This window comes from Chryseobacterium elymi (assembly GCF_003385495.1).
Classification (GTDB): domain Bacteria; phylum Bacteroidota; class Bacteroidia; order Flavobacteriales; family Weeksellaceae; genus Chryseobacterium; species Chryseobacterium elymi.
Genome location: NZ_QNUH01000009.1, coordinates 118,216 through 138,297 on the forward strand (window position 1 = coordinate 118,216; position 20,082 = coordinate 138,297).

The following is a 20,082-nucleotide window of genomic DNA, read 5'->3' on the forward strand; positions in this document are numbered from 1 at the left end:
TAATTAATTTGTTGGTAAAAATTGATAGTAATCATAGATTAGTTTAGTTCGTTTACCTGTTTGGCCATCTAAATATTTAATCACTCCTTTTTCATTAACTACATTGAAAACATGTCCTTCGTTTTTCCCTTTTTTGATACCTGCAATTATACCTCTTTTTCCAGGTTTTAAATCTTGTAATAAAACATCCAAGTCAGTTGTCCAGTCTGAAAATTTAGAACCAAATTCCGTTTCTAAAACATTAAGTCTTGTACCCTTATTAAAGGAAGTATAATTTTCCCATCTCCCGTTTCTGAATCTTGTTTGAATAGTATATGGTAATGCAGAAGCTGGCCTCCCTGCTAATGTAGCATCTGTAGCTATAGTGCAATTCACACAATTATACCTTCCTTCTTTTAAATTTATTTTCCATATAGAAAATAATTTTTTACTGGCTCCACCAAAGACGATTTCCTCCAGCTGCCTTTCTGTTTTATAGAAATTGTTTCTTAGAAAAACTCCAGTTTCTTTTTCAGATGCTAAAATTACTAAATCATCTTTGTAGTAAACTTCATAAAGATTATCTCCTGCTTTTTTTACTGAAATTTTTCTTTTACCTAATTGTTCTATAATATACTCCAAATTGGCATCTGCTCCTAAAAAGGGTTTTAACAGTTTCTTCAAAAGCCCATTTTTCCCACCCACCAGAACCACTTCTTCAATTACATTACTTGGATTTCTCAGTTGGTAGGCTTGCAGTTCTTCTATCAGTTTCTCCAGCTGCTTTGTAAAAATAAGATAATTTCCTTTTACATTTTTTAGATTCTTTATCGTTTCCAAAAGAGCCGGACCATGGGTAAGGATTCCTTCAATCATCACTACACTTAAAATTCCTGCTCCCACCAAAGCGTAAATGGTATCCCAGTTTTCTACAAACCATTTTCCGCCTGGTAAATCAGAAACCCATTTCTTGACATCCTCATTCATTAATGCTAAATCGAGACTCGCCAAACCTATATCTGCAATAGCCAGTACGGAGAGGTTACCTGTAAGTCCCATCGTCATAAATCCTGCTATAATAGCAACAATATCTCCACCAATACGGATATTCTGCATTACTTCTGCCCACTCTTCCTCATCTGCAATCGCTTTTATAAATAAGGCTGTTACCAGATTTGCTTTTCCCTGTGTTTTATCTGTAAAATGGACCAGATTCATAGGATGATAGAAATAGCCCGGATCTATATTCTGAGTTACGGTTTCTTCAGCCAACGGATCTCCTTCTTTCGGGACTATTTTTACATTCTGCTTCACTTTTCTTTTCTGTTGTAGAAAAATGGCATCTTTATAGTCGAAATCCCAATCAAAACTAATAATTCCTCTGATAGTGTTCAGGGTATCGTTCAGTTCCAGAATATTACTTTCGATAAAATAGCTATTTCCGTTCAGAAGTATGTTGTTAGTTATTTTGCTTTTAGAATTGACATCTCTTTGGGCAAATACATTCAGTACAGAAGCAAAAAGAATGCGGTTAGATTTAAGCTGCCCCAATACTTCTGAATGTCCATCCAGATTATCATAAATTTCGGTAAGCAATTTGGGATTTTTCCAAAAATAATCTGCCGCATCCTGAAATTTTCTAAACATCCCCATTACTTTTATTAAAAGCGAAGTAGTGTCTTTTGTCCAGCTAAACCATCCTGTATTATCTTCTTTTGTTAACATTTTCAGATGATTTACCACTACATCAGTAGGAAGATGTATTTTTAAAATAAAACTGGTTGGCAAATCTCCATATACTTTATATAAATCATCTGCTCTTTCGGAGCCTTCTAAAAAGTGGATAAATTCTCTGATGAAAAATAATGAAGCATCATAATCTGTTTCCACATTTCCATATCCCAAATAAAGTAACAGGTCTTTGTATTCTACAAAAGAATGTGTCCTCAGTTCTATGGCATCCTGCATAGTGTCTTCATAACGGAATGTAAGAGCATAGGTAAGCCTGTCATCTTCATCAAAAAAAACTTCCATGCGGGGTTTGTCTAATCCCAAGTTTTGAGAAACTTTTACCATGCCATTTTTGAGGTAAATCTTAGCGGAAACATCAATATGCTTTTGTCCATCCATAATATAGGTTTGGGCTATATCCTGGAAATATTCGTTGAATGCATATTGCATTTGCTTTCCTTTTCCCCCGTTATAGTTTGATTTTATATCTCCCAGTAATTTGGTAAGATTAATGTATTCATCAGCTTTAGCTTCGATTTCTTCAGAATTTTGTATTCCTGAAAGCCCTTGAAAAGGATTTTTGTTTCTATTGAATCCATTGCTTACTTCTTCGAAAGACAAGATTTTAAATCCAGATAAATCCCCGAATTCGTCATCAAATTTTTCCATTTCTTTGTTTTTAGTCGTCTTGTTTGTTTAACATTTGTCTTTTTTTTCTCTGACGTAAATGTAGAGGCAGGTAACGACAAAACTTGACGTAATATAATCTATCGATAATCTTTTTGATTATTTTTAAATAAGGATTCTGTGAAAATTTTGTGTGCTGAGAAAATGGAATCCCGTATAATGATATATTTAAACCTTACGGGTGGAAAAAGAAGAATCCATACCGCAAAGATATGGATTCCCTTATTTTGAATTAAATTCTATACAAATGCGGTTGGAAGCTGGAAGAAGGAGGTTGGAAGTTACTGTTGGTCAATAATTTTAAACAGGTCCCTGAAATTGGAGAATTATGTTAAAAAAAATAGTAAAATTTTACTGTGGTTTTGATTTTGGACTGCAATAACTTCCCTCTTCCAGCTTCAGACTTCTTACATTATTACGTTTTCATTCTCATCGTAACGAGTAATGGTTCAAAACCTGCTTTTTCGTACGCTTTTACAGCGGATTCGTTTTGGGCATACACATCAAGTCTTATTTCAGAAATGTCTTTGGACTTTGCCCAGCTGATCAGTTCATCGAGGATCAGCTTATTAACCCCTTTCCCTCTGTGTTCGGGCTTTACATACATAAATCCTAGGTAAGCATATCGGTCGAAATTAGAATAGTTATTTCCAGGTTTTTTGACCAACGCATAACCGGAAGCTATGATTTCGTTTTCTTCTTCAGTAACAAGTACCAAAGCTTCTTCAGATCTTATCAAGTGAAGCAGATCATAATAATGAATTTCTCCATCAATAAGGGTACTGTTAAATGGTCTTTCCGCAGAAACAATACCCTGCTCAAATTCTAAAAGGACCGGAAGATCCTGTTCTGTAGCTTCTCTTGTGATCATTATTTTAAAAGACGGTTAATGGTTTCCTGTATTTCCGGATCTTCAGGGGAAATAGCGTAATATTTTGCAATAGATGATTTCTGGTCTACAACCATATATCTAGGAATCCAGTTTAGGTCAATATAATTGTTAAAGTCATTTTTCCATCCTGAAGAGAACCAATAATTATCCTTGTCCTTCATATTGAATCTGTCCAGACTTTTGTCAAAACCCTCTTTTGATCTTTCAAGGGAAAGGAAAACAAAATCTACATCCGGATTATTTTTTTCAAGTTCTTCAGCTTTTGGAAGTGCTTTTAAACAATCTCGGCACCATCCGGCCCAGAAATCAATCACTAAAACTTTTCCTTTATGCTGGTCAAGAATCTGCTGAATGGTAATGTTTTTTCCTTCTTCATCTTCCAGCTTCTGCACCAGAGCTTCTTTGGAGAAACTGGTTTTTAGAACTTTCGGTTGCTGCTGTGCGGAGCTTAGTCCGAAAATACTGATCATAAGAATTAATGCGAACTTTTTCATTCTCTCAATTTCATTTATACAAATCTAAACAATGAAACGCAATTGGAGATTGATTTCTTATGAATTAGGAAAAATTTATGAGATTGAAAATATCTATAAAGATCTATTGATAGTTTTTGATCAAACCTTTTACTACAGCGATCACATTCGGCATGGCTTTATTGGCGGCATTCAGAACTTCTTCGTGAGAAACGGCAAAGGCAATATCCGGTCCGCCAAGGTCTGTAATCACGGAGATGCAGAAAACATTCATTCCCATATGCTTGGCAACTATTACTTCCGGAACTGTGCTCATTCCTACCATATCGCCACCGATGGCTTTGATCATTCCATATTCTGCCGGCGTTTCAAAGGTAGGCCCCTGTAGAGCCACATATACTCCCTGGTGGATTTTAATATTGTTTTCAGCAGCAACTTTTTCGGCTGCTGAGATCATTTTTTTGTTATAAGGTTCGCTCATATCCACAAAACGCGGTCCGAACGATTCAATGTTTTTACCACGAAGCGGATGTTCAGGCATCATATTGATATGGTCTTTTAAAATAACAATATCGGCAACGTTGTAAGCAGGATTTACACCGCCACAGGCATTGGAAAGGATGAGGTTTTTAATACCTAACAGGTGAAAAACTCTTATCGGAAAGGTCACAGTCTCTATAGAATGGCCTTCATAATAATGAAAACGGCCGCTCATCATAAGAACCTTTTTACCGTTCAGAATTCCGTAAATTAACTTTCCTCCATGCCCAACAACAGTGGTCTGAGGAAAATTAGGAATCTCAGGATATTCCAAAATATGGAGGGCTTCCACTTCATCCTGCAGTTTTCCCAATCCGGATCCTAAAACAATAGCGAAATCGGGAATCTCTTTGATCGTATTTTTGATGAAATCGGCGGTCTGTTTAATTTTTTCTAACATAATCTAAGATGATTTGGTTGAATTCTTCCTTTTTATCAATGATAACATTAATAGGCCAGTAGTAAACAATATCTCTAAGATAGTCAAAAGTTTTCAGACGGACATAATCTTTCTCGGTAGTCAGGATCAGCTTATATTCTCCTAATTTTTTATATTCTGCGCTGATATTTTTGATGTCGTCATCCGTAAAATTATGATGGTCTCTGAATTTTAAATGTTTAACCCGCTGTGAAAATTTAGCCAGATGCTCCAGAAGCGGTTTGGGGTTGGCAATTCCTGTAATCAAAAGGATATCATAATAGTTCAGGTTATTATCCGGAAGCATTTTATCTTTTCCGTACACATTTTCGTCATAACTGATGGATGAAAAGAATACTTTTTGGTTATAAGAAGGTCTTATCCTTGAAATATAATAGCGTTTGGTTTCTTCAGTAAGCTCATCAGGACATTTGCTGACCATGATGATATCTGCTCTTTTGGATCCGTTTCTGGATTCTCTTAAGTCACCCGCCGGAAGCAGATGGTCTTTAAAATAAGGATTATTAAAATCCGTCATCAGAATATTGAATCCTGCTTTGATCGCTCTGTGCTGCATGGCATCGTCCAGAACAAGAACGTCAAGATCCATATCTTCAATGATCTTTTTGGCTCCGGGAACTCTTTCTTCTGAAACGGCAATGACGAAGCGGTTTTTGAAGCGTTCGAAAAGCTGCATGGCTTCATCACCTACAATTTTATAGTTGCTTTCATAATTCGTTACTTCATATCCTTTCGTCAGTCTTCCGTAGCCGCGCGAAAGTACTCCTGTCCTGTAATGCTTGGACAGATACTGGGCAAGATACATCACCATAGGCGATTTTCCGCTTCCGCCCACAGAAAGGTTTCCGACATTAATTATCGGGGTATTGAACTTAGTTGTCTTAAAAACTCCCAGATCATACATTGTGTTTCGGATACCCGTTACCAAATGATAACCGAGGGAAAAAGGATAAAGGTACCATCTTTTCATACGTCTGCAAAAATAGGAATTTCATAAGGATTTTATATAATATTCTCAAAGACTTTCAACAAATATTTCGTTAATTTAAAGTATTTTTGTTGAGTTATTATACTACATTGAGATACTTTATTGAATTTTCTTACAACGGGAAAAATTATTTCGGTTATCAGATACAGCCGGATGCTATTACTGTACAGGAAGAACTGGAAAAAGCACTTTCTACAATATTAAGAGAAGAGATCAAAACGACAGGTGCCGGAAGAACGGATACAGGCGTTCATGCTAAAAAAATATTTGCTCATTTTGACACGGAACAGCCTGTGGATGAGATGAATCTTCCCTATAAATTAAACAGTTTCTTGCCCCCTGATATTTCTGTAAAGCAGATCTTTAAAGTGAAGGACGATTTTCACGCCCGTTTTGATGCGACATACAGAACCTATGAATATTATATTTCCCTGGCGAAAAATCCTTTTACCCAAGAATCGGCATGGCAGCACTGGAAAAGACCTCTGGATATTCATAAAATGAATGAAGCCTGTAAGATTTTATTTGAATATGAGGATTTTACAAGCTTTGCTAAATTAAAAACAGACAATAAAACCAATATCTGTAAAATGTACAAAGCAGAGTGGGAGCAGGATGGGACAGAACTTAAATTTACGGTTTCAGCCAACCGTTTTCTGAGAAATATGGTCCGTGCTATTGTAGGAACGATGGTGGAGATTGGAAGCGGAAAAATAAAACCCGAAGATCTGCGTACAATCATTGAGGACAAAAACCGTAATGCTGCAGGAACTTCGGCTCCGGGGCACGGATTGTTTCTTGTGGATGTAGGGTATGAATTTTAATTTTTATGAATTTAGAATATTCCTTAAAATTAATATATAAAAAACACGAATTATGTTATCAATTTTTATTCTTATCGGAGCTTACAGATATTATGCACAGCTGGCTGAAAGGTTCGGAAAAACAAAATGGCACTTTGGTCTTTTGGCGATCGGAGTGTATTTAGGAACGCAGCTGGTTTTTGGTTTTTCTTATGGAATTTACAAAGGTCTTACAGATCCTGCTTCTGTAAATGTTGATTATACCGGATTTTCCTTGGTTAATATTATCAGCTGGATTATTTCAATTGCAGCTGTATATGGAGTTTACTATTTTCTTGAAAAAAAATTTGCGAAAGAACATCTGGATAAACCTTCTCTGGAAATTGAAAAGATTGGGGATAAAGATTTGTAATGAATGCTCTGGTGGCTGAAATTTTCGAAGTCATGGATGTATTGTCAGATATTTAAAAGTTCCGGGTATTTTGGAGGCATTAAACAGATAAGATAAGTCTTAATATATTCATATTGTAAATAGCTTTTATCTGAAATTTTCTATGACGATTTGGTCAATTTCTAAAGGCTGTCAAATTTTAAAGTCTTATTTTTGCATAGAATTTTAAATTCTTTCTTCAACTCGTACAATGAAAAAACAAGATACCTGGGGGATTGTTAAGAGGCTGTTCTTTATAGGAATGAAATTCCGGTCCTGGTTCATCCTTACTTTAATTATTTCTGTCTTACTGTCCGTAGTTTCTACCTATAGACCCTATCTTACCATGGAGGTGGTGGATAACGACATTACCAAACTGAAAGATAATGCTTTGATGATGAAGCATATCTATATTCTGGTAGCTTTGGTTTTTGCAGAGACTATTTTAAACTTTTTCCTGGTTTACTTTTCAAATTTTATTTCGCAGAATGTTATCCGCGATATCCGGGAAAGACTGTATGCAAAGCTGATCTATTTCAGAACATCATTTTTTGATAAAACACCTATAGGGCAGCTTGTAACCCGTGCTGTAGGGGATGTGGAGACTATTGCTACGGTTTACACAGACGGTTTTCTTATGGTTTTCGGGGATATTCTCAGAATTGCATTTGTCCTGATCATGATGTTCAATACCAATGTGCATCTGAGCTATATCACATTGGCGATCCTGCCTTTAATGGTAATGATTACCAGGTTCTTCCAGAAAAGACTGAAAAAAGCATTCGGGGATGAAAGGACTTGGACAGCCAATCAGAATTCTTTTGTTCAGGAAAGACTCGCGGGGATGCCTATTATCCAGGTATTTAACAGGCAGGAAGCTGAATTTAAAAAGTTTGATGACATTAATATCACCCTGAAAAGTGCCTTACTGAGAACAGTATTCATCTTCTCATTATTCTTTCCGGTTGTAGAACTTATATCTTCTTTATTTATAGGATTTATCCTTTTTTATGGAGGTTATATCACAATCAGTGCCGGTGTTGTTATTGCATTTATACAGTATATTTCCATGCTGATCCGTCCGTTGAGACAAATTGCAGACCGTTTCAATAATATCCAGAGAGGTATTGTAGGAGCAGAAAGAGTTTTGGGTGTCATGGATGAAGATTATGCCATGCCCAATACAGGAACTGTAAAGAAAGATCATTTTGACGGTAAAATTGAATTCGAGAAGGTGCATTTTGCTTACGATGACAAACAGGAAGTGCTTAAAGGAATTGATTTTAAAGTGAATCCTGGAGAAACAGTAGCTATCGTAGGGGCAACCGGTGCAGGAAAATCTACCATTATCAGTCTTATCACAAGGCTTTATGATATTAATTCCGGTAAGATTATCATTGATGATATTAATTTAAAAGACTACGAACTGTATAATCTGAGAAGTCATATAGGAGTGGTCCTTCAGGATGTATTTCTTTTCCACGGAAGCATTTTTGAAAACCTAGCCTTTGGAGACGATAGCATTACTTTAGAAAAAATAAAAGCCGGAGCAAAAGAAATTGAAGTAGATCATTTTATTGAGCAGCTTCCGGGAGGGTATGATTTTGTGGTAAGCGAAAGAGGTTCCTCTATTTCCTTGGGTCAGAGACAGCTGTTGTCCTTCCTGAGAGCTTATCTATCGGACCCTAAAATCCTTATTCTGGACGAAGCCACTTCTTCTATAGACCACGAAAGCGAAAAACTGATCCAGAGAGCAACAGAAAAAATTACCCAAAACAGAACTTCTATTATCATCGCCCACAGACTTTCTACCATTGAAAAGGCAGATAAAATTATTGTGATGGAGCATGGTAAGATCGTAGAAGAAGGAAAACATCTGGAACTTCTTGACCGTAACGGATATTACTCAACACTTTACAAAGCCCAGTTGAGACACGAAGTGGAGCTGGAAGAAGAAAAGCAAAAATCATAGGATCAACATTACCTAATAAATAAAAAGAGAGCTCCAAGCTCTCTTTTACATTTTGAAATGTATTCCTTAAAATTTTAATTTCTTATTGATTACTTTTCCGTTTTCCAAAACTGCTGTTACAGTGATGATAGTATTCTTTTCATTGACAGGAAATCTGAATTCAGAGGATTTTATATCTGTTCTGCTGGTCAAAAGTCTTCCTGAGGCATCATAGATATGAACGGTAGATATTTTAAGATCACTTTTTACCTGTACAAAACTTTCATCCTTAATGATTTCTGTAGTGCTTGATTTTCTTATACTTTCATCAGCCAACACATTCTGGGATGTAATGATCACTGAATAATCTTCCACCTGCCCGTATTTTGGTGTGTAACAGGCGGTAACGGCTGTTCCGTTAAATTCACCGATCACCCTCATTCTCAATGGTGTATTGGTTACAGCATTTGCTGGAGGGCTTACTGAGGCGGTGGCAACGGAACCGCTGCTGACTGCACTTTGATTAAGCACAAGTTCTGTGGTCTCATTAAACTGTCCGTCATTATTGTAATCTATATAAGCTTTGATAATATGTGAATTGCTGGTTCCCGGTGCAACTGTAAGTATCGTTGCGCTATTGGAAGGAATTGTAGTTTTTGAAATACCAGAGCAGTAATTTCCCGTAAAGTTTTCATAGAAATTATTGGAAGCCTGTTTGTAATTGGCAGAGTAATTATTGATGTTTGCGAATTTCACAGAAGTAATTCCAATATTAAAATTGCCGGGATTTGTCATAGAGGTCGGAGTGCATGCTGTGGTTAAGACAGAGCTGTTATTAGGTGTAGTTGAAGAGGCTACCGGAGAATTGATCAGTGACTGTCTGTACTGCAGAAGCTGTGCAGTTGCCCTGTCGGACTGCCCCTGGGTAAATAAGTCTCTAAAACAAAAGGTGTAAGCCATAACATTTCTTTCACCACCAGCATAAACCTGGCTGGTGCAAGGATTAATCTGTCCTGTCTGGCATGTGTAAGGAACAGACGAATGATAAAGGCTTTTCATGGGTTCAGTATCACATACCAGGTCACCCTGAAGAGTGCAGTCGGTATTGGTGGGACAGGCTCCTGTAGATTCAGTATAGCCCTCGTGAGTATGGCGGAGACCTAAAGCATGTCCGAATTCATGGGCTAAAGTTTGCTTATTCACTGCAGATGCACTTGTGGACATAAAAGAATAATCATTGCTGCCCCCCGGATAATAGGCAAATCCGTTCAAGGTACCTGCATTAGATGCCAGTTTCTTAACAACATAGATATTGTAATACTTACTGGTATCCCACATTCCAAGAGCGGTAATCTGGGAAGCCGTTACGGCATTTGTGGTATTATCATTATTCACCCCTCCGCTCACATACTTTGGAAGATGAGAAGCATTGATTCTGTTGATTCCATTGGTAGGGGTACAGCTTGGATTTACCTTGGCAAAAACAAATTTTACAGGCAATATAGAGCTGGTTCCTGACATTCCGCTGGTTGTGCTTCCGGAAAATACTCCGTTCGTATAATTCACCCATGCTATAATGTCAGCATCAGATTTGTTATTGACTGTCCCAATGGCACTTCCGTCACCTACTACATGGACAACAATAGGAATTTCGTAGACCTGGTTTTTGTTTAATGTGCTGGATAATTTTCCGCTTTTGATCAGCTTGGATAATTCCAGGTTAAAAGCATCGTCCTGAACTTTCTCTTCCGGATGTCTTTCATAATGTTTTCGCATCAATTCATCAGTCCCGCACTCCTGGAATTCAATCTTTTGTGAATAAAAATTTGACCAGGCTAAACCTGAAGCAATGATTAATAGTAGTTTTTTCATATATTATATTATTAAATTGTGGTGTGCTAAAAATAATAAAATAAATAACAAAAAACTATATTTTTTGATATATTGATTTAAATGGTATTAGTTTTTATTGAAAAAAACAGTAAAATAATAGAATGTGTATAAATAGGGAAATCAATATCCTAAGTTTTTTTTAAACTGCAGAAAACAAAATTCTGCACTGTACCAAAAGGAGTTATATGATTTTCTGTAAGGCATTTTATTTTTTCAAAATCTGCTTCAAACTTTGCTGGCAACGATTCGGCATCGTATTGCTGAATATCCAGTCCGCTGCATTTTGCAGGACCGTTTGTCGAAAAAGTTCCCAAAATCATAAACCCTGTTACACTTTTGCCTGCGATTTTGATATATTGGGAAATCTGCTGTGGAGTCGTTAAAAAATGGAAAGTAGCTCTGTCGTGCCAGATATCATAAGTTTCCTGTGGTTCAAACGCTGTAATGTCTGAAGCAATCCAGGTTATTTTATCAGCTTTTTCTCCTAGTCTTTTTCTGGCTTTTTCCAGAGCTTGGGCCGAAATATCAAGGACGGTAATATTTTCATAGCCTTCCTCGAGAAGATAATCAACAAGATTACTGTCTCCACCTCCTATATCAATGATGCTGGCGCCTTTTCCCAAACCGGAGGAATGAATAAAATCAAGGGATGTTTGTGGTTTTTTCTGAGTCCAGCTTACCTGATCCGGGTTTTTAGTCGCATATACGTTTTCCCAGTGTTCCTTATTGGTATCTATCATTTTTATTATGCTTTACATGAGTAAATAGAGTCCTGTTATCAATTGTTGTCAATGGATATGTCAGTTTTTAACTGCTCATTAATTTCTTCAAATTTATCAATTAATTCATTAAGTTTTGCTTGTTGCTTTCTTATGGTTCTAGGTCTGAGATAAAACCAGTTGAAGCCTACCCATAAAAAAGTGATTGCATAGGTAGCCACTGCATAAACCAGCTGCATTCTTAAAGCATATTCATACATATACAGACAGATTCCTGCAAACAGGATGATAAAATATAAGTTCAGCATTGTAGTCTGCATAAACTTCTGTTTATTCTTGAGTAAGTATAGACTGTGCAGGTATTCAGTATTGGTCTGATCGCTGTCCAGTTTGTGAAAATTCATAAACAATAGATTATAAGCAGACAGAAATATAACCATGGCCAGGATAATCAATATAATCCCAATTTTTGTGGTGATCATCTGAGGCTGGTAGTGATAACATATCAATCCAATGAGTGTGCTGGTTATGATTAGTAGGATATTGGTGACAATGAGTTTTCTTATGTTTTCATTCTTGAATTTTTTCAGTCTCCCAAGCAGTTCTTCCATACTGGGTCTTTGGGCGGTCTGCTGTTTCCAGAGGTTTTTGAAATCTATATTAGTAGCCATTTTCTTTGAATCTTTTTGTTAGTTTTTCCTTTATCCTGTGAATCCTTACCCGTATGTTAGATTCAGATAGTCCGACGATTCCTGCAATTTCTGCCTGTCTTATTTCTTCCAGTTCCAGCGAAATAATGATACGGTCTGTTTCCGGCATTTCCGAAATAAACTGATAAAGTAGCTGTATCTGCGGTTCCAGAGATTCCTGTTTTTTTTCTTCGAGATTAAATGGAAGATCCGTTTTGGTAAATTTTTTCTCCTTTTCGATCTGCCTTAAACAGGTATTCGAAGCAATTCTAAAGATCCATGTCCCGATACCGGATTCATTTCTGAACTTCGGAAGCTGCTGCCAGACGATAATAAATGTTTCCTGTGCGAGATCCTGTGCCAGTTCAGAATTATTCACATACCCCATACATAAACGGAATATTTTCTGCCAGTACATTTCATATATATCTTCAAATACCATTATTTGGATGATAAAAAGTTATTTAGCTGCTCAAGGTACCATTCCTTGTCATCATACATAATGAAGTGAAGCCCCTTTAATGCATACCTCATATCTGCAGTTTTTAAATTTTTATATTGATTTTCAATAGCCGGTTTAAAATTGACAAAGTAAGATTCCAGCAAAACAAGAGCAGGGCATTGGATATGCTGGATTTTTTCCCTGAGATCGGTGTTGGAAAAATCGCAGTACATTTTTGCAAAGGTTGTTCTGTCGGATTTCATACTCCAGCCAACCACTGTTTCCTGCATGGAGGGATCAGCTACGAGATGAGGAATGGTAGCAGTTTGCATTTGTTTAAACTGTTCATCGGTCATTGACCTTAATTTATTGACAGTTGGGGAACAGTCATTATTGTCTTTAGATTTAAAATTCGGATCCGATAGCGCAGCCAGACAGGGAAGAGCATCTACAACAACTATTTTTGCAATCAGTTCCGGATAATCTGCTGCTAAAGCCATGGCTAAACCACCTCCCATACTGTGTCCGATAATAATGGGTTTTTCAATTTTCTGATCTTTTATATAAGCCGCAATTTCTTTTTCCCAGTCTTTAAAGCTGGTATCCGCTTGTGGCTTTACTCCTGCAAATCCTGCCATGGTCAGCGTGTAGCAGGTGAAATTCTTTTCAAATTTTGCTGTGGTTTCATTCCAGACCTCTCCCGAAGAAGCAAATCCCGGAATAAAAATAATAGACTGGTTACCTTTTCCTGTTTTTTGTACTTCAAAAGGATACATTTTTGTTTGTCCAAATATATTGCATACAGCAGCAAAAACTAATATCAGGATAAAGAAGATTTTGTATTTTTTCATTTTATAAAATTTTAAAGTGAATCTGCCTTTTAGAGACAGGCTTTTTTAAAATGTTACAAAATATTGTTAATTATTTATGATTATTTTTTAATTTTTGATTTCCTTGTGTTTTTAAATTCATACTGAGACAATGCCTTTGCATTATTTCAATAGCTTTTAAGGATAGCACTCTTGTAAAAATAATTTTTTTGAACTATTTTACATAGGTCAACTAAAAAAGATCTCTTTTCAATATTTTCCCTGAATTCATCGGCACCTTACATAGATTTTCCCATAAAATCAGAGATCTTGAAATTATTTAACTATCAGTAAAAAATGTAAAATCCGTACATATTCATTAAATTGGATAAAAAAATATCATTTACCTGATGATTATATTGAAAAATTCACTAATTTTATTACAAATTTAGAGTATGCCCCAGGTTATGGAAGGGTATGGAGTGTAAAGTTGATTTTTTTTAACTAAAATCCCAAAATATAAATGAGCAATATACAAGATGAATTTAAAGTCTTTAAAGACGAGCTGAAAAAACTGAATATCGATGTACAGAAAGTAGTGAAAGTAGGGAATGGAAGTATGGATTTCCACGAAGTTTTTTACAAATCGCCAAGGTACCAGGAAGTGAAGAGTGTATATGTCCAGCGTCATAATCTGGATAGCATGGTGGAGAAATTTAAAAAGGCTTACCATTAAAAATATAACCGGGCGCCGCAGAAAATCTGCGGCGCCCGGCTTTTATGACTGATTATTAATCTTTATCCAGTGTTGAGGTTTTTTTAGTGTCCTTCATTCCGGCGTAAACGATCAGAGAAAACAAAATACATCCTGTAATATACCAGTAGAAATATTGTTCTGTTCCAGCCTGTTTGAACCAAAGGGCAATATATTCTGCTGTACCTCCAAAAATAGCTACTGTAAGAGCGTAAGGAAGTCCTACTCCCAGCGCTCTGATCTCGGAAGGAAAAAGCTCTGCTTTTACAACAGCATTAATTGAAGTATAGCCGCTGACAATGATCAGAGCGGCCATGATCAGGAAGAATGCATTCCACATAGAAGTCGTTGTGCTTAACGCTGTAAGAAGAGGGACTGTAAACAACGTGCCCAGAATTCCAAAACCTAAAAGAAGAGGTCTTCTTCCAATCCTGTCCGACAATGCTCCGAAAACAGGCTGCAAGCAGGCAAATATAAATAATGAAATAAAAGAGATCAGGGTCGACTGCTCTTTGGTAAGATGTACCGTATTCACCAAAAACTTCTGCATATAAGTGGTATACGTATAAAAAGCCAAGGTTCCTCCTAAAGTAAGTCCTATTACAGTAAGCAGAGCTTTAGGATGTTTGAGAAGCTCGGTGACCGTTCCTTTTTTCTTTTCACTGACCTTCCTTTTATTTTCAAACGCTTCGGTCTCATGAAGGTTGGCTCTTAAATATAAAGCGATCACAGACAGTAATGCTCCGATCACAAAAGGAATCCTCCATCCCCATTCCTCAAGTTGAGTCTCTGTTAAAAGAAGTTTTTGCAATATCAGCTGGATCCCTAATGCGATTAGTTGTCCGCCTATAAGCGTTACATACTGAAAGCTTGAATAAAAGCCTCTCCGGTTTTCCGATGCCATTTCGCTGAGGTAGGTCGCAGAAACACCATATTCTCCTCCAACACTCAGTCCTTGCAGTAATCTCGCAAGCAACAGTAGTACAGGTGCCAGAATTCCGATAGTCTTATAAGTTGGAGTAAGTGCAATAAGAAGCGATCCGAAAGACATTAGAAGGACAGAAAAGGTCATCGCTTTTTTTCTTCCGATTTTATCAGCAATACTTCCGAATATCCAGCCTCCGATCGGCCTCATTAAGAATCCTACGGCAAAAATTCCCGCTGTATTCATTAATTGTGCATTAAGATCCGAATCCGGAAAAAAAGAATGGGAAAAATAAATGGCAAAAGCAGCATAGGCATACCAGTCATACCATTCAACAAGGTTTCCGATAGATCCGCCCACAATGGCTTTGATTCTCTGGCCTGTGGTTATGGGTGATGAATTCATAGATTTATTTGTAGATAATAAAGAAGTATAAAGAAAGGCAAGATACAAATTTTACAAAAAAATAAACCGCTCTTTTAAGAACGGCTTAATAACTTTAAATATCATTTTTAAAACCTGTACCCAATCGATAATCCACTTCTGAAGCCTGCCCATGGTCCGTCTACTTTTACTTTTGCTCCATTGGCATTCGTTTCTACGGTATAATCTACAAAAGGGATATCAAGATTTTCAATTTCCTGCTTAAGCTGTGCCTGCATTTCCGGAGTCAGCACATAATTGCTGGTCATGATGAAGTCACCCTTTCCGCTTCCATAATGGGCGCCTGCGATCCAGAAATCAAGAACCAGATTCTGGCTTCTGGTAAGGAAAAACTGTACGCCAACCATTAGCCCACCGCTGTTCCCACTGGTGCTTCCCTGACCTTTTAGCGGAATCTGGTAGGTATTTCCGTCGACAGCATTATAATCGTAATAGAAATCAAAGCTATTGGACGAAACATCTGAATACCGGTAGTAGGGTGCAAAGTAAAAACCCCTGCCATAACCTCTTCCGATATAAAACCTAGGCTCGATGGTGAAGTTGGTTGCCTTTACTCTCAGATTTTGGAACCTTTTTTCATCTTCATCTTTCAAAAATGCATTGATAAAAGGTACCTTTCCCTGCGTCATTGTTCCAAAGCCTATGTTAAGAGAAAACCATTGGTTAATAGCTCTTTCATAAGACAGGTTAATATTTCTGAATGCATAAGCTGTAACGTTGGTCTTAATAATATTCATTTTCTCTGCGGGGGCAGCCTGTAGTTCCTGTGCGCCTGCTTCTGAAAGCAGGAAACAGGGGATTAAGATGAGGAACTTTTTCATGACTTTATATTTTATGGTGTAAATATATCATCAAAAAACGGGCAAAAAGGCAATAATAAGTAAATATGATTTTGTTTTTAATTTTAAAATACTAATATAGTTGTTATTTTCACTGTCTAATGTGTGTTTACAGTGTGTGTCATAACGGAAATACAGATTTATAATAAATTTTTACTTCAGTTTTTTGTTTGAGTGTAAACTTTAAAGAAATGGTTTAAAGTTACAACGTAATCGGTTGTCCTTATTTCAGCGTAAAACCGTTAGTATGTAATAAATACCGGATATTGACTGTCTTATTCTCATCAACACAATTTTATTTCTGAATATGAAAAAGGCTATATATTCTGTGTTTTTTCTTTGTGGAGTTTTAGTGTTTTCGCAGGAGAATGTAAAAAATGATACGATAGGACAGGAGGACACAAAGGAAATCCAGGAAGTGATCTTAAAGTCTCAACGTAAAAAGCAGTTTTCAGATAAGTCTGTTTATACCTTTGATAAAGAGGCTCTGGAAAAGGCTAGGTATGCAAAAGATTTACTTCAGACACTACCTGAGCTGCAGCTGGATCCCGTTTCCAATACCATTACAAGTACAAAAGGCGGAACCTCTTTGTTTCTTATCAATGGAATAGAGGCCACAGACCTGCAGATCCGAAGCGTTTCGCCAAGCGAGGTGGTGAAAGTGGAATATTACGACATTCCACCCGCAAGATGGTCTTCCAGGGCGGAAACCGTGATCAATATTATTACAAAATCCAATGAAACCGGATATGTTTTCGGAGCAGATGTAATGTCGGGGCTGACTACGGGATTTGTGAATGCATCTTCCTATGCTAATTTTACAAAAGGGAAGAATAATTTCGGATTGGAATATTCGCTTAATCTCAGGGATTATGACAATAGGAAAGTTCAGAGTATCTATGATTACAGGCTCAACGGAGAGCATTACCGTTCGAACGAGAGGAGACAGGACCATTTTGGATATACTTCTCAGAATATAGCTTTGCGTTACACCCGTATGGTTGCTGATGACTATGCTTTTCAGGCCAAACTGAATGTGGATATTTTCTGCAGGTTTTCAAAAGGTACCGGAGAAAGCGTTTTTATAAAAGACAGCTTCAGTGAAGGACACGAAATGTTTAAAAATAGCGGTTCCAGCTATACTGTTCCTAAGCTGGATCTGTATTATTCCAAAAAAATAGGATCTAAGGATGAATTAAGTTTAAATGTGGTAGGTTCTCATTACAAGACCAGCACCACCGAATCTGCCAGGGAATGGATCATTCCTACCGGAATCTCAGTGTATGACAATGATATGATCCTTAAAGCTGAGCAGACTAATTTTGTCGGTGAACTTGCTTATACTCATGATTTTAAGGCGGGAAAGCTTTCTTCCGGCTACCGCATTTCAAGCACTACTATTTCCAACGACCTGAATAATCTTGCAGGATATTCACAGTACAGTGTTAATTATTTGGAACAGTATTTCTATTCTGAGTTTTCAGGAAAAGCAGATAAATTCAGCTACAGAATCGGTGCGGGACTTACCAATATTCATAATAAAAGTGCTGCAAATACCTTTGATGAATGGTTGTTCACACCAAAAATTATCCTGGGCTATCAGCTGAAGACCAATCAAAGTCTCAGGCTGACGAGCAGCTACAGTCCTACAAGTCCTTGGAGCAGCGCACTTAGCAGTAATGTGGTACAGATCGCCCCGAATATTGTACAGAAGGGAAATCCGTTTCTTAAATCGCAGCAGAATTTTTCCAATAATTTAATTTATTCTTTTAATAATAAAAAATTTGATTTTAATGCGGGTCTTTTCTACCGGTATACGGATCGTGTCATCAACCAATATTATATTCTGGATGATACTTTCGGAGGATATGCACTGACCTACGAAAACGGGAAAAATGCCCAACGCTACGGAGTACAGCTGTCCGGCTCTTATAAACCGTTCGGAAGCAGCCTGCTTGTTTTGAAAGCAGTATTGACACCAACTTCTGAGTCTTTAAGAACGAGTAAAGGGGCACTCATCAAAAATGATTATCTCGCTAATAACTTTTCAGTATCCTCGGAATATAAATCGTTCAGTGTGCAGTATATGGTCAATATCCCGGTGTATACATTAAACGGTGCTTTCCTTAATACGAATGAGAACCAGAATCATCTCTTTGCCGGGTACAGACTTAAAAGCTGGAGTTTTACGGCGGGAATGTACTGGATCGGGATGCCTTCGGAGTATAAAACAAAAAGTCTTCCTGAAAGTTTAGTGGATTATAATGTTCATACGAAGATTATGAATAATAAGTCTATGTTTGTTTTGGGAGTCAGTTTTGATTTTTCAAAAGGAAAGAAAACAGAGATCCAAAGAAAACTGAATAATGAAATTGCCCCTGCAGCAACTTTTTAATTTTTTAATGAATGTTTAATAAAACCGCCGCCCGATTTTATCGGGCGGCGGTTCTGTGCGTTCAATATATTTTTTAGTTGTTCATTATTTTTCGGTAGGCGTGAATATCTTCAATAGTTACTACGCTCATTCCTTTTTGAGAGGCAAAATTAACGATTTCCGGAAGCCTCGCCATAGAGCCGTCTTCATTGGTCAGTTCGCAGAGTACGGCATCATCACCGAGGTTGGCCATTTTTACCAGATCTATGCTGCCTTCGGTATGTCCCCGTCTTTCAAAAACACCGCCTTTTTTAGCGATAAGAGGAAAAACATGTCCCGGGCTTGCAATATGGCCGGCCTCTGCATTTTCTGCCACGGCAGTTCTGATCGTTGTTACACGGTCTCTTGCTGAAACTCCGGATTCAACACCTTCCTTGGCCTCAATAGAAATAGTGAAGGCCGTCTGGTTTTTAGAGTTGTTATTTTCTACCATTGGCCGGAGGTTAAGATGCTTGCTTTTTTCTTCTGAAATACACAGACAGACGATTCCGCTGCATTCGCGGATCAGAAGTGCCATGTCCTTTTCTGTAATGGTGGATGCGGGAAAGATGATATCGCCTTCGTTTTCGCGGTTTTCATCATCTACTAAAAGAATTCCTTTTCCCTGCTGTAGTTTTAGAAGTGCATTTTCTACACGTTCTGTGGAGGTTGCTCCAAATTGTTCTAATAATTTTTCCATGTTATTTTACTTTTAAAAGTTAAAATAGTCTTCGGTACATGGAAATGAAATACGGCACAATAAGTCTGTAAGGAATCTTACTGACCGTTTCATTTTCTTCTCCCATCCAGACTTTAACTGTCGGTTTTGGAATTTCACCAAATCAGTCCCTTCAAAAGAAAGGAGTCGCGGACTGTAACCGCCGGTAGGGAATTTCACCCTGCCCCGAAGAAAACTTATACTAAGTTTTTACTGTATGTTCTGATTTAAAATTTTATTTCATTGATTATATTTAACGCACAGGCCACAAATTTCGGAAAGTTTTTTTAATCAGGAAAGGGATTTTGATCGTATTTATTGATTCGGATAAAGACATTTTTTTAATGCTGTCAGGGGGTGAAGCCGGAAGAATGAAAGTTATTAAGGCGAAAGCATAATTGCAGGACAGTTATTATAATAAGGTATCCAGAGGCAAAGTTCTGAGAAGTATCCTTGTCAAGGTTTTAAACCTTGACAAGGATACTGACAATAAATTCGCTTTTTTATGACTTTCAAAGGAGATT

General features: G+C 37.2%; 18 protein-coding genes and 1 riboswitch. Of the genes, 5 read left to right on the forward strand and 13 right to left on the reverse strand.

Annotation, left to right across the window (positions count from 1 at the left end; all coding sequences use genetic code 11):
* Positions 1-3: 3 nt before the first annotated feature.
* The 5 genes from DRF60_RS12260 to lpxK form a co-directional block, all read right to left on the reverse strand.
* The gene (locus tag DRF60_RS12260) at positions 4-2,379 is read right to left on the reverse strand and encodes a toxin glutamine deamidase domain-containing protein (protein WP_116012331.1); all 2,376 of its coding nucleotides are present in this window, start codon (positions 2,377-2,379) and stop codon (positions 4-6) included.
* A 433-nt stretch (positions 2,380-2,812) separates the two neighbouring features.
* Positions 2,813-3,268 carry a GNAT family N-acetyltransferase gene (locus tag DRF60_RS12265; RefSeq protein WP_116012332.1) on the reverse strand — a complete coding sequence of 152 codons (456 nt, stop codon included), beginning with the start codon at positions 3,266-3,268 and terminating at the stop codon, positions 2,813-2,815.
* Positions 3,268-3,783 (reverse strand): TlpA family protein disulfide reductase, encoded by a 516-nt coding sequence (locus DRF60_RS12270; RefSeq protein WP_116012333.1) that lies wholly within the window; start codon positions 3,781-3,783, stop codon positions 3,268-3,270. Before DRF60_RS12270 ends, DRF60_RS12265 begins: the two co-directional genes overlap by 1 nt.
* Before the next feature lie 103 nt (positions 3,784-3,886).
* Positions 3,887-4,702 carry a purine-nucleoside phosphorylase gene (locus DRF60_RS12275; protein ID WP_116012334.1) on the reverse strand — a complete coding sequence of 272 codons (816 nt, stop codon included), beginning with the start codon at positions 4,700-4,702 and terminating at the stop codon, positions 3,887-3,889.
* A complete protein-coding gene (gene lpxK / locus DRF60_RS12280; RefSeq protein WP_116012335.1) occupies positions 4,686-5,711 on the reverse strand; it encodes a tetraacyldisaccharide 4'-kinase in 1,026 nt (341 codons plus the stop codon). The genes DRF60_RS12275 and lpxK overlap by 17 nt, the downstream gene beginning before the upstream one ends.
* Positions 5,712-5,797: 86 nt before the next feature.
* On the opposite strand from lpxK, the gene truA reads away from it, so the two are divergent.
* From truA to DRF60_RS12295, 3 genes are all read left to right on the forward strand, one after another.
* A complete protein-coding gene (gene truA / locus DRF60_RS12285) occupies positions 5,798-6,553 on the forward strand; it encodes a tRNA pseudouridine(38-40) synthase TruA (RefSeq protein ID WP_238640199.1) in 756 nt (251 codons plus the stop codon).
* Between the two features lie 52 nt (positions 6,554-6,605).
* Complete coding sequence (locus DRF60_RS12290) at positions 6,606-6,944, forward strand: hypothetical protein (RefSeq protein ID WP_116012337.1); 339 nt, start codon at positions 6,606-6,608, stop codon at positions 6,942-6,944.
* A 229-nt stretch (positions 6,945-7,173) separates the two neighbouring features.
* A complete protein-coding gene (locus DRF60_RS12295; protein ID WP_116012338.1) occupies positions 7,174-8,934 on the forward strand; it encodes an ABC transporter ATP-binding protein in 1,761 nt (586 codons plus the stop codon).
* 66 nt (positions 8,935-9,000) lie between these two features.
* Here DRF60_RS12295 and DRF60_RS12300 read toward each other — a convergent pair whose 3' ends face one another.
* The 5 genes from DRF60_RS12300 to DRF60_RS12320 form a co-directional block, all read right to left on the reverse strand.
* Positions 9,001-10,785 (reverse strand): M43 family zinc metalloprotease, encoded by a 1,785-nt coding sequence (locus tag DRF60_RS12300; protein ID WP_116012339.1) that lies wholly within the window; start codon positions 10,783-10,785, stop codon positions 9,001-9,003.
* A gap of 149 nt (positions 10,786-10,934) precedes the next feature.
* A complete protein-coding gene (locus tag DRF60_RS12305) occupies positions 10,935-11,546 on the reverse strand; it encodes a class I SAM-dependent methyltransferase (protein ID WP_116012340.1) in 612 nt (203 codons plus the stop codon).
* A gap of 38 nt (positions 11,547-11,584) precedes the next feature.
* Positions 11,585-12,196, reverse strand: coding sequence for a hypothetical protein (locus tag DRF60_RS12310; protein ID WP_116012341.1), 612 nt, complete (start codon positions 12,194-12,196; stop codon positions 11,585-11,587).
* Positions 12,186-12,656, reverse strand: coding sequence for an RNA polymerase sigma factor (locus tag DRF60_RS12315; protein ID WP_116012342.1), 471 nt, complete (start codon positions 12,654-12,656; stop codon positions 12,186-12,188). Before DRF60_RS12315 ends, DRF60_RS12310 begins: the two co-directional genes overlap by 11 nt.
* A complete protein-coding gene (locus tag DRF60_RS12320; protein WP_116012343.1) occupies positions 12,656-13,507 on the reverse strand; it encodes an alpha/beta fold hydrolase in 852 nt (283 codons plus the stop codon). Before DRF60_RS12320 ends, DRF60_RS12315 begins: the two co-directional genes overlap by 1 nt.
* A 481-nt stretch (positions 13,508-13,988) precedes the next feature.
* Here DRF60_RS12320 and DRF60_RS12325 point away from each other — a divergent pair, with 481 nt between their 5' ends.
* The gene (locus tag DRF60_RS12325) at positions 13,989-14,201 is read left to right on the forward strand and encodes a hypothetical protein (RefSeq protein ID WP_034702111.1); all 213 of its coding nucleotides are present in this window, start codon (positions 13,989-13,991) and stop codon (positions 14,199-14,201) included.
* A gap of 55 nt (positions 14,202-14,256) precedes the next feature.
* Here the strand turns inward: DRF60_RS12325 and DRF60_RS12330 are convergent, their stop codons facing one another.
* Together DRF60_RS12330 and DRF60_RS12335 are read right to left on the reverse strand one after the other, a co-directional pair.
* Positions 14,257-15,549, reverse strand: coding sequence for an MFS transporter (locus DRF60_RS12330; RefSeq protein ID WP_116012344.1), 1,293 nt, complete (start codon positions 15,547-15,549; stop codon positions 14,257-14,259).
* A gap of 107 nt (positions 15,550-15,656) precedes the next feature.
* Positions 15,657-16,409: a DUF3575 domain-containing protein gene (locus DRF60_RS12335; RefSeq protein WP_116012345.1), complete on the reverse strand. Its 753-nt coding sequence runs from the start codon at positions 16,407-16,409 to the stop codon at positions 15,657-15,659.
* A gap of 325 nt (positions 16,410-16,734) precedes the next feature.
* Here DRF60_RS12335 and DRF60_RS12340 point away from each other — a divergent pair, with 325 nt between their 5' ends.
* Positions 16,735-18,822, forward strand: coding sequence for a TonB-dependent receptor plug domain-containing protein (locus tag DRF60_RS12340; protein WP_116012346.1), 2,088 nt, complete (start codon positions 16,735-16,737; stop codon positions 18,820-18,822).
* A gap of 73 nt (positions 18,823-18,895) precedes the next feature.
* Here DRF60_RS12340 and ribB read toward each other — a convergent pair whose 3' ends face one another.
* Positions 18,896-19,540, reverse strand: a complete 645-nt coding sequence (gene ribB / locus DRF60_RS12345) for a 3,4-dihydroxy-2-butanone-4-phosphate synthase (RefSeq protein WP_116012347.1) — start codon at positions 19,538-19,540, stop codon at positions 18,896-18,898.
* Between the two features lie 90 nt (positions 19,541-19,630).
* Positions 19,631-19,756, reverse strand: a riboswitch (FMN riboswitch).
* Positions 19,757-20,082 lie beyond the last annotated feature (326 nt).